Here is a 13864-nt window from a genome sequence, read left to right as displayed (position 1 = left end):
GTTCTGCCTCGGCAACCTCCATAGATGCGTCATCGCTCACTTCGCGCTCCCATGCGATTCGTCTTGAAGGTTGCATTGGGTTGGGAAAAATGCCAATAGCAGGAAGAGAGTCTCTCACCCAAGCCCCAAGCCGCGCGGGGAAAATCCTTGAGCAATGAGCAACTGAAATCGGCTGGACCGCCACAAGATTCAAGCACTAACCTTCCTCGGCTTGCGGTTACTGCGACGGTCTTGCCGGACGGGGTCACTCTTAGTTCCGCAACCCCAGGTACCGCTAGGACACTGCAGTTTTTTCAATTTCTGATCGGTGTCTATACGCCAAAGCACGAGGCTGACGTAGTCGTCATTGCCCGGCGGCGGTCGACTGAAGTGTATCAAGCAGTATCTAAATGGTGGACCACGTGGGTTCATCGAGTATCTGCGGCGATTCTCTGGATCGTATTTGCCTCGTACATTTTTGGCGAGCAGCATGGAGTTGTTGGTTGGTTGTTTGAACGGTATTGGGACCTAGGTAAGTCTAGTTGGGAAGGTGCCGCGCTCGCGACTTTGATTGCATTGCTCCTCATTGCAGTGGCGCTCTGGGGGCCTAAGACTGCTGGGATTGCGGCTTTGTATGTCGTGTTCTTTCCAGTTGTTGCTGTTGTTGTCTTGGTGTCAAAGATATTCAGCGCGCTTGGGATTCTTGCATTTGCTGTGAGGAGCGTTGGCAGTATATCTATAGCGGGCGCCAATTGGATACTTATTCTTGTTGCCTGTGTGATTGTTGATAGGACTTCAGCAACTTGGCTAATCACTACCTGCACGATTTTCTTGTCGATTAGTGTGGTTTATATAGTTCTGTCGAATTTCTATTGGGTAACAACGCCTTTTCAGTCAGTTGTTCGACTGGCGGAATGGGCTCAACGCTTGGCGGGTAAGGCTCTTGAGGAAGTTCAGAGAGAGCTCATTCCATTAGTCATTCAATACAACGCCTCAAAGCCTAATCAGCGCACCAAGTTGCGTGAGGTGATTATTAGGAAAGCGGAGACGGTTCATTCTTATGCCAAGTATTCTCTGCGTGTGGCTGACAAGGCAAAGACCTTGGCTGGTGGCAAGATTGTTCTCTTCTATGTCTTTGCGCTTCGGTTTCTGATAGCACTGACATCGATTGTTGTTGTTTTTGCTGGTATTTATAGAGGGATTTATCGGGTCTATCCCGAAACTTTCTCTGGTAGTGGCATGAAGAGTTTGTGGTTTAGTTTTTATTATTCTGTGGTTACTTTCTTTACGGTGGGAGACGGATCCGTTTCGCCCCAGCAATTCTTGAGTCAAGTTGCTGTGGTTGCGCAGGTTATGCTTGCAGTTGTTACTCTTACGATACTTGCGCTTTCTTTTTCGACCTTGAGTATTGATCTCGCTCAGGAAAACGGCGCAATTGTTGAACGCTTGGCACGCGGGTGTTTTGATGATTGTATGGCAATTATGCGAACCCGTTTGGGAGCAAGCAAAGCCTTGCCGACGGAAGCCTATGAAGATCTAAAAGAAAATTTTGATAAGCACATGCGGCGGGCGAAAAAGAACAAGAGTACTGAAGACCGCCAAGCGAAACTCCACAAGCAAGATACAGGTGGCGACACGATTGATGCCCAGACCGAGCAATCGAACGAGCAATCGAACGAGCAATCGAACGAGCAATCATAAATGGCTGACCCGCTGGGGTTAGCTGGAGGGGAGTCGGATGTCGTGCTACATTGTCTCCTATGATTTACATGAGGGGGGAGATTATGAAGGCTTGATAACAGCGATAAAGTCCTACGGCACTTGGGCTCACATTACTGAGTCTACTTGGGCTGTTGTTACTAAGCAGTCGGCGTCGGAAATTCGGACCCATTTGATTGCATACATGAAAGTACAAGATCGCCTATTGGTCGTTAAGTCGGGAGTAGAGTCTGCTTGGTCTAACGTGTTGTGCAAAGATAAATGGCTAAAGGATAATTTGTAAGAGAAGGTTTGTGCGCATTTTCGCCCGTCGCACTGGTTTGCATTGTGTGTCACAAATGCAGAACTGCTAAGGAAGACCAGAGACCAGACTTAGCAGTGGGCCTTTCAGCGGTTAGAGGAAAGCCACCTTGGTGGCATGCTTTTCCTAGGTGCTCGCGACTGATACGCGTCAGCAACCTCATCATCAGGCATCAAAGCTAGGTCTTGTGACATGCACATCAAATCCGATGGCATCGTCCTCAATGAAGCGGGCCAGTAGCCTTCCTTCGCCGGTGAGATCTGCGAGAGGCTTCTTCGATAAAGTTGTGAACGGCTCGATCACAAGCGTTGCTGTAGTCTTCTTCCGCTCGAGTTTCCATGTACCCGCGACGAATCCGTCCACGAGGAACGTGGGCAGGATGCGCAGGCTGGACGTCGAGATCTTCGAGCGATGCTCCTTTTCCATGAGCCGCGTGCGGTCGTCATGGGCCAGGATCAGGTTGTCGTAGTCAGGGAGGAATCGCACAGGCGCGGGAGTGTCCTCCGGCGGGCGAGGTGCCTTCGGCAGGTCGAACAGCTCCCGCCCACGCTCATCCCGGAACGTCTTGAGCTTTGGCCGCAGCTCCTCGAAAGCCAGCTTCAGCCCGCCGAGGCCAGACCAAGTCTGCGCATCGGTTACGCTCGCCGGTCCAAACGCCGCGAGGTACCGCAGGATGAGCGCGTGCGGTGTCTCGTCGGTGCCGAGCGGCTCGCCCAGCCAGGACTCCGCGACGGCGAAGTCCGCCGTCCCCGGGTACCCCCACTCGGTATCCGTGGGTACCTGCACGAGCGGCAGGTGCATCCGCACCGCATAGCCCATCGCCCGCTCGTCGCCCTTCGGGAAGCGCTGCAACAGGTGGTCGCGCAGCTCGTCGAAGTTCCGAGGCTCCTCGTCGAAGTACTTGCGCGCCTCCGCGCTCAGTTGATCGACATCGAGCTTCTGGGCTCGCTCGCGAAGGATGCCTTGCATGGAGGAGCGGAGCACCGGCTGGATGGCCGCGCGCAGCTTCACGTAGTCCTTCGTGCTCACGAGGTGCAGCGTGGCGCGCATCATTGTCGCCCGGACGACCTTGCGGCTCTGGAGCAACCGCGTGAGCTGCTCACTCTGGAAGTTCTGGACCCGGGACCAGAGCCCGATGAAGGGAGGCCTTGCCAGTTGGGCCTGGAGGCCGACAAGGCGCTCGATGGCGCGGAGGACCGGGGTCTTCTCCCTCGCGAGCAGCATCTGCCGCGCGAGGGTGGCTCGGTTGAGCGCTCTGCGGGTCAGCGTCGGAACGGGCATGCAGCCTCGGACTGGGAATCAGATGCCGCCGTTCACCGGCAGCACCTTGCCATTCATGTACGTGTTCTCGAGCGCGAGCCACAGGATGGCCTTCGCAGCCTCCTCGGGACGGCCGAGCCTGCGCAGCGCGCTGAAGCCCTTGTAGTCGGCCACCAGCTTCTCGCCGACCTCCCGCGATAGGCCCCCCTCCAGCAGCCCGAGGGCCACCACGTTGATGCGCACGCCCTTGGGCCCCAGCTCCTTGGCCACCGCCATGGCCATGGCAGACAGGGCCCCCTGAGACGCCGCGAAGTGCACGGGCGAGGGCGCCGACTGTGTCCGGTCCAGGGCTCCCACGAGCACGAAGTGCCCCTCTCCAGCCTGCGCCATGGCAGGTGCCAGCTCCTGGCACGCGATGAAGGCAGAGTGGCAGTTCACCGCCATCGTCTTGCTCCACTGCTCGTCCGTGATGTCCCCGAGGGCAGCACCCGGGTTCACTCCCGCGCAGTGGATGAAGAGGTTGGGCACGAAGCCTTCCTCGCGCAGTCCTTGGAGCGCGGAACGCGTCGCCGCGGCATCCGAGAGATCCACCTGCACCGGGCGCTGCGACAGCTCGCTCGCCAGCGCGTGGGCCCGCTCGCGGGACTGGTGCCAGGTGAAGGCGGTGGGAACGCTCGCACGCGCCAGACCCCGGAGGACCTCCGCACCGAGGATGCCCGTGCCTCCAAACACCAGCGCCCGGGGAGGATTCAGTCGAGGTTGCACAGGAACTCCAGTTCCTCCCGGGCGACCCGGGTGAAGGTGGCCAGCGCTTCCGAGGCGATCGTGAAGCGTGGCTGCAGTCTCAGCACGCTCCAGTCGTGCCCGCAGACGAAGCAGAAATAGCCGCGCTTATACAGCCGGTGGCACAGCAGCAGCCCCACGGTGGGCCGGTGGGCCAGGTCCTCCATCCCGAAGTGCTCGAAGGACAGCCACGGGTGCTCCGTCGGCTTGAGCACGATGCCCGCGACAAGCCCCTCGCCGCGGATCTCCTCGAAGAGCGGCAGCGAGGCCAGTGCCTCCGTGAGCCCCGCACGGAAGCTCGCGCCTACGTCGCGGACACGCTCGACGAGGGAGTCCGTCAGGAGGTCCAACGCCGCATGCGCCGCGACGCACACCACCGCGCTGCCGCTGAAGGTGTTGTTGTGTGCCTCGGCCGTCTCGAAGTTCTTCCCGTACGCGGCCTCGAACAGCTCGCGCCGGGTGAGCATCGCGGAGATCGGCAGGAGCCCTCCGCCGAGGTGCTTCGCCAGCAGCACGCACTCGGGACGGCGCGGCCAGCGCTCGCTCGCGAGGAAGCGCCCGGTGCGCCCCAGCCCCGTCTGGACCTCATCCGCCACGAGGAGCGTGCCGTGCCGCTCCGTCAGCTCGCACAGCGCGTCGAGGTACGCGGGTGGCAGGGGCCGCACGCCCCCCTCGAGCTGGATGGGCTCGACCACCACGGCAGCCACATCCTTCTCCGCGAGGGCTCGCGAGAGTGCGTCGATATCCCCGAAGGGCAGGGGGCCCACGCCGGGCAGATGAGGCTCGAACGGATCCCGGAACGTCCCGGGAGACATCAGCCCGCAGCTCCCCATGGTGCAGCCGTGGTAGGCGCGGTCGAGCGACAGCACCCGCGGCCTGCGCGTCACCGCCCGAGCGAGCTTGAGCGCCGCCTCCACGGCCTCGCTCCCCGAGTTCGCGAAGAAGGCGTTGGAGTAATACCCGCTGCGCTCGCACAGGCGCCGGGCGAGGCTCCCCGCATACGGGTTCACTCGTGACGGGAACCAGGAGGGTGAGTCCGTGTCCAGGAACTCGCGCACCGCTGCCGTGATCGCGGGGTTGCGGTGCCCGAAGGCCTGGGTGCCGTGGAAGTCCTCGATGAGGTGACCCTCCGTGTCCTCCAGGCGTCCCTCCTTCGCCTGGACGACGCGCAGGGGCTCTCCAGCGACCTCCGCGCGCAGGGCAATGAGTGGATTGACGAACTCGCGGAAGTCCTCGAACCCCCGGCGCAGGGTGTCCTCGATGCTGATAGCCATCCCGCGCTCCTACAGGCCACCGTCGGCGACGACCTTCGCGCCCGTCATGAACGTGTTCTCGTCCGAGACGAGGAAGACCGCCATGCGCGCGATCTCCTCCACCGTGCCGAGCCGCCCCAGCGAGCACTGGCTGAGGTACTCATTCAGCCGGTGCTGGGGCAGCGAGCGCGACAGGCCCGCATCCAGCAACCCCGGCGCGAGCAGGTTCACCTGGATGGAGTAGCGCCCCACCTCGCGCGCCAGCGCCTCGGTGAACCCGCGCAGGGCGGACTTGGCCGCCGCGTAGTGCACTGGCGCCTCCACCACGCGCTCGGAGGCGAAGGAGCCGATGTTGAGGATCCGGCCCGCGCGCGCACGGATCATCGGCCGCAGCGCGGCACGGGAGAACAGGTAGGTGCCCTTGACGTTGACATCCATCACCAGGTCCCAGTCCGCCTCTTCGATGAGCGCGATGGGGAGGACCTGGTTGGCCCCAGCGTTGTTCACCAGCACGTCGATCCCGCCCCAGGCCTCCACCACGGAGGCCACCGTCTTCTTCACGTGCTCGGCGTCCGCCACCGAGCCCTGGAAGACGAGCGGGGCTGCGCCCGCCTCGGTGATGCGCGTGCGGGCCTCCTCCGCGTCACGCGTGTTCTTCGAGTACGTGAAGGCCACTCGGGCCCCCGCGCGCGTCAGCTCCTGGCAGATGGCCAGCCCCAGGCCGCGCGAGCCGCCGGTGACGAGGCAGCGCTTCCCCTCCATGCGCGGCGTCACTTGACCCTCTCCCCAGGGAAGACGGGCAGCTTGAAGCCGCCGCTCCGCTCGTTCCAGGCCTTCGGTGCGCGCATGAAGCGGTCCTCCTTCTCGCGGTACAGCACGTTGTAGTTGCACACTGGGATGGTGGTCCCATCCGGGTAGCAGTTGGAGTCAGGGCAGCGCGTCACCCGCTCCACGTCGAAGGTCTCCTCGTCCATGTGCGAGTGAACGTAGACGGCCTTCACCCACCGCTCCGAGGCTCGCAGCCCCTCGTGGCGGGTGAGCACCCGCCCTTGTGGAAACAGCACACCGAGCAGGTGCTTCAGCATCCGCAGCGTGCGCTCCGCCTCATCACCGCCGAAGGCCCACAGCCGATCGATGGCGTCATGCATCGCCGCCTCCAGGCGCGGGCTCGGCTCGAGGTAGAGCCGCTCGCCGAGCACCGCATAGAACTCCTCGCTCGGCATGAAGCGGGCGAAGGGCACCGGCGGGCCGCCCTCGGGATCCAGCAGCATGTAGGCGATCTGGTAACAGAGCGGGTGCGCGCAGGGAGAGGGGACGAAGTCCGCCTCGCGCAACATGCCCCCGGTCTTCTCCTCGATGCGGCGCAGCACCTCGTGCATGGAGATCCGGCCCGAGCGGTCGAAGCTGACGCCGCCTTGCCCGGTATACGTGATGGTGTGGATCTCCAGATGGCGCACGCAGGAGCGCTCCAGCCCGAGCTGGATGATGCGGCCGATCTCGTGGTCGTTGTACCCGCGCGTCATCACCGGGATGAGCGTGGTGTCCACGTTGTACTTGTCGAGCAGATCCAGGCAGCGAAGCTTGATGTCCAGCAGCCGCGCCCCTTGCATCGCCTGGTCCACGGACGGCTCAAACGAGTCGAAGGAGAGTGCCACGCGCGCCTGGAGCTCCCCCAGCCGCTGCACGAGCCGCTCGTCCTGCGCGAGCCGGATGCCGTTGGTGCAGATCGTGACGCGGTGCGCCCCGGCCTTGTGCGCGTGCTCGATGAAGTCGAGGAAGTGCGGGTGCACGGTGGGCTCGCCGCCCGTGAAGTTGATGAGATCCAGCTCGCCGCCGTGGTCCTTCACGAGGTGACCGAGGATCCGGTCGAAGTACTCGAGGGTCATGTGGAATGCGCCCTCGTTCTTGTTGTGCACGTAGCAGATGGGGCAGTTGAGGTTGCAGGCGCTGGTGATGGTCACCACCGGCAGCCGGACTTTTTGCTCGTGGGTGGAGCAGGCGCCGCAGTCGAACGGGCAGCCATGCTCGACCTGCTTGCGAGCCACCGGGGGCGCGGGCGGCGTGGCGATGGCGCGCGTGCGCTCGTACCAGGCCGCGTCGTCCGAGAGCATCACGGACTGGGGGCCGTGCGCCGTGCACTGCTTGCGCATGTGCACCTCGTTGCCGACGGCCACCACCTGCGCGGGCACCGCGTTCTTGCAGTCCCGGCACAGGCTGGTCGTCTCATGCAGCAGCCGCTCCGCGACAACGGATCCATCCGGCATGTGGCCCCCTCCTCACACCGCCCCATCCAGGACGAGTGTGGCTCCGTTCATGTAGCTGTTGCGATCCGAGACGAGGAAGGCCGCCACTTCGGCCGCCTCGGCCAGCGTGCCCACGCGCCCGAGGGCGCAGTTGCGCAGGTACTCCTCGAGGCGCGGCTGAGGCAGGTTGCCGGAGACGCCCTCCTCGAGGACTCCGGGGGCCAGGCAGTTCACCGTGACGCCGTAGCGCCCGAGCTCCTTGGCCAGCGCCTCGGTGAAGCCTTTGAGGGCAGCCTTCGCCGCGCAGTAGTGCACGGGGGCCTGCATCATCTTCACGCCGGCCAGCGAGCTGATGTTGAGGATGCGACCGCGCTTGCGGTGGATCATCCCGCGGATCGCCGCCTGGGTGACGAGGAACGCGCCCTTGACGTTCGTGTTCATCACGCGGTCCCAGTCCTCCTCCTCCATGAGCGCCAGCGGCACCACCTGGCCCACGCCCGCATTGTTCACGAGGATGTCGAGGCCCCCCGCCTCCTGCTCGAGGGCGCGCACCATCTTCTGCACCCCCGGCTTGTCCAGCACGTTCACCTTGAAGGACCAGCCGCGGACGCCCTGCTCCTGGATGCGGGCGAGCGTCTCCGCGGCGTGCTCCTCGGAGCGCGAATAGCAGAAGGCCACGTTGGCACCCTCGCGCGCCAGCGTGAGGCAGAGGGCTCGCCCCAGCCCGCGCGAGCCGCCGGTGACGAGCGCCGTGCGGCCCTCCAGGAGCTTCACTTGAGCACCGGCAGCTTGAAGGAAGCGGGGCCTGCCGCGTTGACGGGCGGGTTCGTCGTCCACGGCTTCTTGCCCCAGGAGGCGATCTCCGTCTTGGGACCCTTGGCGGCGCCGCGGTGGAACATGTTGAAGCCGCACGCCGGCATGACGCGGCCATCCACCTGCGGGTAGTGGTGGCAGCACTTGCGCAGCCGCTCCAGGTCGAAGTCGTGCCGGTCCATGTAGTGGTGGAGGAAGATGCTCTTGGCCTGCTGCTCGCCGATGAGCACGGACTCCTTGTTGGTCAGCTTGCGGTCCGGGAACATCACGTCCAGCGAGCGCCGCAGCGCCTTGAGGATGTCCGTGCCCCGCTCCACCTCGTCCTGCCGGGCGAAGACGTCGTGGATGACCTCCTCCAGCGCGTCATGGATCTCCGGTGAGGCCCCCAGCGTGGCCGACGACTTCAGCAGCGTCCCGTGGCGCTGGAAGTCCACGAAGCGTCCGAAGGGCATGTACGAGCCGTCGTTCAGCTTCAGCAGGTAGGTGAGCGAGACGCACTGGGGATGCGAGCACGGCAGTGGGGCGAAGTCGCTCACCTTCAGCTTGCCGCCCGTCTGCTCCTCGATGCGCTGGATGACGCCGGGGATGGTGAGCCGATCCATCGGATCGTGCTTGAAGGAGCCACCGCCGAAGCCCGTGAAGGCCGCTGGCTGAAAGTTGAGCGAGAGGACGAAGTCCTTCTCCATCAGCAGCTGCACCGCCTGGCCGATCTGGTGCTCGTTCACCCCGCGCGTGGCCACGAAGATGATCTGCGTGGGGATGCTCAGCTCCTCCAGCATCCGCAGCGCCGCCTGCTTGTCCTTGGAGAGATCGCGCCCGCGGATCTTCTCGTGCGTGTCGGCGGTGAAGCCGTCGAGCTGCAGGCCCACGTAGGCGCCGCTGGCCTTCACGGCCTCGGCAAAGGTGCGATCCCGGCCCAGGCGCAGGCCGTTGGTGATGAGCACCACACGGCCGATCTCCGGCCGGTTCGCGATCTCCAGCAGCTTCAGGATCTGGGGGTGGCTGGTGGGCTCGCCCCCCGAGAGCGCCAGGGACTCGAGCTGCCCCTCGCGCTCCACCATCTGGTCCACGATGCGCTGGAAGCCCTCCAGCGCGATGTGGTTGGAGTACTGGTTGTTGACGATGCAGATGGGGCACTCGAGGTTGCAGTGGTCCGTCACCTCGACGATCGGCAGGCAGGTGTGCTGCTCGTGGTCCGAGCAGGTGCCGCAGTCGGTGGGACAGCCGTGCTTGACCTCGGCCGCGAACTTCAGCGGCTCGGTGCCTGCGCGGGCGAAGGTATAGGCGCGCACGTAATAGCGCGCGTCCTCGCTCACCAGCGCCTCCGAGGGCCCGCACTTGCGGCAGTTCTTCTTGAAGTAGACCTTGCCCCGGCGGATGACGACCTCGGCCTGCAGGAGCGCGAGGCACTGGGGACAGGTGGAGGTGGTGTGCTTGAAGAGGTGGTCGCGCGTGTCGTCCGCCACCTCGCCTCGCTTCACCCAGGCCTCGAGGTACGCGTCGGCGCTGTCGGCGACCTTCGCCTCCGTCTGGCCGCAGGTGGTGCAGAACTTCAGGGCCCAGACCTCGCCCTTGCGCAGGACGACGCGGGCCTCCACCGCCTGCTCGCAGCGCTCGCACTGCGAGGGCTCATGGTGCAGGAAGGTATGGGGCTTGTCCGACCGCTGAACGGCTCCGTCGACCGGCGCGCAGCTCGTGCACTCCATGGAGGCCTCCGTAGACGCCGCGACTCGGAGCACGCCACACGCGCACCTCGGGTGACGCAGGTGCGCGGCATCGTGCTAGCCCGGACTGCGCCTGTCCAGAGTCTTCCGGCACGTGCTATAGCGCAGGCTCGCGGAGGGGTCCTCGTGCGCTACGTCCTGCTCGACCGCATCACGCGCCTGGTGCCATCGGAGGTGGCTCATGGCGTCAAGTGCGTCTCGCTCTCGGACGACCTCTTCGCCGACCACTTTCCGGGCCATCCCATCATGCCGGGAGCGCTCATCGTCGAGGCCCTGGCGCAGCTCGGCGGCGTGCTGGTGGAGGCGACGATGCGCGAGCGCGGGCGCAACGATCTCCACGCGCTGTTGACGATGGTGGACCGGGCGAAGTTTCGCAGGATGGTGCGCCCGGGCGACAAGCTGGAGCTGGAGGCGCGCCTCCTCACCGCTCGCGAGGAGGGGGGCCAGGTGCGCGCGACAGCCACCGTGGAGGGACAGCTCACGGCCGAGGCTGAGCTCACGTTCGCCTTCGCCGAGGTGAAGAGCGAGAAGCTGCGCGCGCGCCGCCGCGAGGTGCTGAACGTCTGGCTCACCGGATCTGCGGAGGAGCCGTGAGCGCGCGCCGGGCACGCAGAGGAAACGGGCATGGGGCGTGACGCCTTCGTCCGAGGTGTGGGTGCAGTCTCCTCCCTCGGGTTGGACTGGACGAGCACCGCGGCGGCCCTCGCGCGCGGCGAGAGCGCCATCGCTCGGGTGGAGCACTTCGATGTGGAGGGCTTTCCGTGTCAGGTGGCGGCCGCGGTTCGTGGCGTCGCTGAAGGCGCGGAGGATCGCCGGCGGGAGTTCGCTCTGCGCGCTGCTCGCGAGGCGTGGGGCCGGGCGCGAGTCGGGGCCTCGCCCGAGCGCGTGGGCATCTTCATCGGAGCCGAGTCGGGCCGTGCGAGCTTCTCCACGGTGCTGGCGCTGGCTCAGGCGGCAGGAGGGGGCGCGCGCTTCGACCATGAGGCCTTCGGCCAGCGGGCGCGGGAGCTGGCCCCGAGGATCGACGCCGCGGCTGTATCTCCTGCGGCGGTGGCTTCGATGCTGGCGGGGGAGCTGGGTGCTCGTGGGCCCTGTGAGACGCTGTCCCTGGCTTGCTCCTCGGGGGCTGCGGCCATTGTAGAGGGCGTGCGGGCCATCCGGCGGGGTGAGGTGGACGTGGCGCTGTGCGGCGGCGTGGGAGCGGATGTGGATCCGCTGATGCTGGCCGGGTTTGGGTTGCTGGGGGCGCTGTCGGCCCGGGGAGTGTCCTGTCCTTTCGATGCGCATCGGGACGGCTTCGTCGTGGGGGAGGGGGCGGCCATGGTCGTCCTCGCAGCGGAGAAGGGCGATGCCGTGGCTGCGGTAGCGGGGGTGGGGCGTTCGCTCGATGCCTGGCACCTCACCGCGCCCGATCCAGAGGGAGCGGGTGCCTCCATGGCCATGCGTGCCGCGCTGAGAGAGGCGAGGATCGAGGCCGTGGACTGTGTGCAGGCGCACGGTACCTCGACACAGCTCAATGACGAGGTGGAGGCTCAGGCACTCCGGCGGGTGCTGGGAGCGAGGCTGGCCGAGGCCCACGTGAGCTCCGTGAAAGGTGCCCTTGGACATTGGATCGCGGGAGCGGGGGCCTTGGGATTCCTGTGTGCAGTGCATGCGCTGGAGCGAGACGAGGTGCTCCCGACCGCGGGCTTGAGCCACCCGGATCCCCGCTGTGAGCTTCCGCACGTGCTGGGTAAGGCTCTGAGCAAGCGGGTGGGCTCGGCGCTCGTCAACGCCTTCGCCTTTGGTGGGGCGAACACCAGCCTCGTGATGGTCCGCGCATGAGGCCCGTTGCCGTGATCGCCGCCTCCGCCGTCAGCGCCCGAGGCCTTGGCTGGCGAGGGCTGGGCAAGGCAGTGCGCGCGGGCGACACGGCGGCCACTCCCTGCAAGGCGCTCGGGGGGCTCCTCGCCGCGCAGGTGCCCCCGCTGCCCGCCGCGCAGGATGTGGAGCCGCGGCAGCTCAAGCTGATGAGCCGGGGCGCACGCCTCTCCTGCGTGGCCGCCCGGAGTCTCTTCCTGGAGTCCCCGGCACTCCCGCGAGAGGAGACGGGGTTCTTCCTCGGCGTGGGGGCCTCGGGCGGTGCGGTGGAGGAGCTCGAGGCCATGCTTGACGCGAGCTTCTCGGAGGGGCGCTTCGACCTGGGAGGGTTCGGTACCGCGGGGCTCGGAGCGTGCAATCCGCTCTTCGCCTTCCAGCTCATGAACAACTACACCCTCTGCCACGCGGCCATCCGTGAGGGCCTGAGAGGCCCGAATGCGGCGCTCTTCTCGCGCGGTACCGGCACGGTGCTTGCGTTGGCGGAGGCGCACCACGCAGTGGCCGCGGGTGAGTGCGAGGTAGCCCTGGGGGGCGGAGCGGACTCAGCGCTGCACCCGGTGACCTGGGCGGAGCTGCGCCGAGAGGGAGGGGAGGACGTGGTGCCGGGGGAAGGGGCAGCCCTTCTGGTGTTGGCCGATCCTGGCCACGCTCCCCCGCTGGGCTTCATGGAGCGCTGCGAGGTGCACTCTGGACGGCAGGGGCAGGCGCTGGCGCTCGAGTCTGCGCGACGCTCGCTCCTGGCCATGAGCCCCGAGTGTGTGGTGCTGATGGCCATGCCGAAGCGCAGAGACGCCGCCCGGGAGCTGGCCCTCTCGGTGCGTCCCAAGTCCGTGTTCGAGGCGGCCTCGCTCTTCGGGGAGACGCTGGCGGCCTCCGCCGCGCTGGCGACGGTGGCAGCGCTGGACCTGCTGCAGGACGGCGAGGTGCGCCGTGCGGCCGTGCTCGTCATGGGCCCAGATGGCGACGTGGGCCTGGTGGGACTCGCACGGGAGGTGGCTTCGTGAGCCGGGCCGTCATCACCGGCTGTGGTGTCGTCTCTGCCTTGGGCGTGGGGGCGCGCGCTTTCTGGGATGCGCTCGGTGAGGGCCGCGCTGCAGTGGGGCCCATCCGCCACTTTGACGCCTCGGGATTCCCGACGCGCGTCGCCGGGGAGGTTCCCGTGCTCAGGACGGATGGGGCCTGGCTTCGGGAGTACCTCGGGGGGCGCATGCCCGAGTCCCTCCTGGAGGACTGGGAGTCGTCCGGAGCCCTGCGCGACCGGAAGATTGGGTTCGGGTGGGTTGCTGCGCTGGAGGCCTGGCACCAGGCGGGCTGCGGGGAGGATTCGAGCGATACCTGGCTGTCGATGGCCCTGGGCCTGGAGCAGGCCTTCCTGGAGGACTTCGGACCTCTGCTGCGCAAGGAAGGCGCTCGAGCGGCCATCGATTGGGCGGCCGAGCCGGGGGCTCCTCTGCCACGGGTGCGCTTTCGCTCGCGCATCGATCTTTGTGCAGACGGGCTCGTGAGGATGCTCGGCCTGAGCGGGCCCGTCGTGCCTCACGTCTCTGCGTGCGCGGCGGGCACGCTCGCGGTAGCGCACGCTGCGTCCCTCATCGAGCGCGGTGCGGCCACACGGGTGCTCTGCGGCGCGAGTGACTCGATGGTGAATCCCCTGGGTCTCGGGGGCATGTCCCGCCTGGGAGCTCCCTCGCCGCGCGCCGAGCCGGATGCGTGCCGGCCCTTCGACCGGCGCAGGGACGGGCTCGCCATGGGCGAGGGAGCCGCGATGTTCGTGGTCGAGTCCGAGGAGCGTGCCCTGGCCCGAGGCGCACGTCCCCTGGCGCGAGTCCTCGGGTGGGCGAGTACCCAGGACGCCTACAAGACCACCGCCCCGCTTCCGGATGGAGCCATGGCACGCAAGGCCATGCAGCACGCCCTGCGGCGCGCTGG

At 66.0% G+C, this 13864-nt stretch carries 12 protein-coding genes; 5 read left to right on the top strand and 7 right to left on the bottom strand.

Going from position 1 to position 13864, the window contains the following annotated elements:
* Positions 1 to 147 precede the first annotated feature (147 nt).
* Positions 148 to 1680, top strand: coding sequence for an ion channel (locus VD972_RS14190; protein ID WP_324986788.1), 1533 nt, complete (start codon positions 148 to 150; stop codon positions 1678 to 1680).
* Positions 1681 to 2164: 484 nt separating this feature from the next.
* On the opposite strand, the gene VD972_RS14185 is transcribed toward VD972_RS14190, so the two are convergent.
* From VD972_RS14185 to VD972_RS14155, 7 genes are read right to left on the bottom strand one after another with little or no spacing between them, the layout of a single operon-like run.
* A complete protein-coding gene (locus tag VD972_RS14185; protein WP_324986786.1) occupies positions 2165 to 3280 on the bottom strand; it encodes a winged helix DNA-binding domain-containing protein in 1116 nt (371 codons plus the stop codon).
* 18 nt (positions 3281 to 3298) lie between these two features.
* Positions 3299 to 4024, bottom strand: a complete 726-nt coding sequence (locus VD972_RS14180) for an SDR family NAD(P)-dependent oxidoreductase (RefSeq protein WP_324986784.1) — start codon at positions 4022 to 4024, stop codon at positions 3299 to 3301.
* Positions 4009 to 5316: an aspartate aminotransferase family protein gene (locus VD972_RS14175; RefSeq protein WP_324986781.1), complete on the bottom strand. Its 1308-nt coding sequence runs from the start codon at positions 5314 to 5316 to the stop codon at positions 4009 to 4011. The genes VD972_RS14180 and VD972_RS14175 overlap by 16 nt, the downstream gene beginning before the upstream one ends.
* Before the next feature lie 9 nt (positions 5317 to 5325).
* A complete protein-coding gene (locus VD972_RS14170; RefSeq protein ID WP_324986778.1) occupies positions 5326 to 6069 on the bottom strand; it encodes an SDR family NAD(P)-dependent oxidoreductase in 744 nt (247 codons plus the stop codon).
* Positions 6066 to 7559 (bottom strand): radical SAM protein, encoded by a 1494-nt coding sequence (locus tag VD972_RS14165; RefSeq protein WP_324986776.1) that lies wholly within the window; start codon positions 7557 to 7559, stop codon positions 6066 to 6068. Before VD972_RS14165 ends, VD972_RS14170 begins: the two co-directional genes overlap by 4 nt.
* Positions 7560 to 7571: 12 nt before the next feature.
* Complete coding sequence (locus tag VD972_RS14160) at positions 7572 to 8312, bottom strand: 3-oxoacyl-ACP reductase family protein (protein ID WP_324986773.1); 741 nt, start codon at positions 8310 to 8312, stop codon at positions 7572 to 7574.
* On the bottom strand, positions 8309 to 10057 hold the full coding sequence (locus VD972_RS14155; protein ID WP_324986770.1) for a radical SAM protein: 1749 nt from the start codon (positions 10055 to 10057) through the stop codon (positions 8309 to 8311). Before VD972_RS14155 ends, VD972_RS14160 begins: the two co-directional genes overlap by 4 nt.
* Positions 10058 to 10201: 144 nt before the next feature.
* Between VD972_RS14155 and fabZ the strand changes: the two genes are divergently transcribed.
* The 4 genes from fabZ to VD972_RS14135 all read left to right on the top strand — a co-directional run.
* A complete protein-coding gene (fabZ, locus tag VD972_RS14150; RefSeq protein WP_324986768.1) occupies positions 10202 to 10669 on the top strand; it encodes a 3-hydroxyacyl-ACP dehydratase FabZ in 468 nt (155 codons plus the stop codon).
* Positions 10670 to 10699: 30 nt separating this feature from the next.
* Entirely contained in the window at positions 10700 to 11899 is a 1200-nt protein-coding gene (locus VD972_RS14145; protein ID WP_324986765.1) for a beta-ketoacyl-[acyl-carrier-protein] synthase family protein, read from the top strand.
* Positions 11896 to 12939 carry a beta-ketoacyl synthase N-terminal-like domain-containing protein gene (locus VD972_RS14140; protein WP_324986763.1) on the top strand — a complete coding sequence of 348 codons (1044 nt, stop codon included), beginning with the start codon at positions 11896 to 11898 and terminating at the stop codon, positions 12937 to 12939. The genes VD972_RS14145 and VD972_RS14140 overlap by 4 nt, the downstream gene beginning before the upstream one ends.
* Positions 12936 to 13864: beta-ketoacyl-[acyl-carrier-protein] synthase family protein (locus VD972_RS14135; protein ID WP_324986759.1), on the top strand; the 929-nt coding region annotated here is incomplete at its 3' end. The genes VD972_RS14140 and VD972_RS14135, both read left to right, overlap by 4 nt.

This window comes from Hyalangium sp. (genome assembly GCF_035629615.1).
GTDB lineage: Bacteria > Myxococcota > Myxococcia > Myxococcales > Myxococcaceae > Hyalangium.
The sequence above is the reverse complement of the archived record's forward strand: the minus strand, read 5'-3'. Positions and strand labels throughout refer to the sequence as shown.

What these genes read in the sequence shown, in the direction of transcription:
- VD972_RS14185 (WP_324986786.1), bottom strand. Translation starts at nt 3,280, where the DNA reads ATGCCCGTTCCGACGCTGACCCGCAGAGCGCTCAACCGAGCCACCCTC.
- VD972_RS14175 (WP_324986781.1), bottom strand. Translation starts at nt 5,316, where the DNA reads ATGGCTATCAGCATCGAGGACACCCTGCGCCGGGGGTTCGAGGACTTC.
- VD972_RS14165 (WP_324986776.1), bottom strand. Translation starts at nt 7,559, where the DNA reads ATGCCGGATGGATCCGTTGTCGCGGAGCGGCTGCTGCATGAGACGACC.
- VD972_RS14155 (WP_324986770.1), bottom strand. Translation starts at nt 10,057, where the DNA reads ATGGAGTGCACGAGCTGCGCGCCGGTCGACGGAGCCGTTCAGCGGTCG.
- VD972_RS14145 (WP_324986765.1), top strand. Translation starts at nt 10,700, where the DNA reads ATGGGGCGTGACGCCTTCGTCCGAGGTGTGGGTGCAGTCTCCTCCCTC.
- VD972_RS14140 (WP_324986763.1), top strand. Translation starts at nt 11,896, where the DNA reads ATGAGGCCCGTTGCCGTGATCGCCGCCTCCGCCGTCAGCGCCCGAGGC.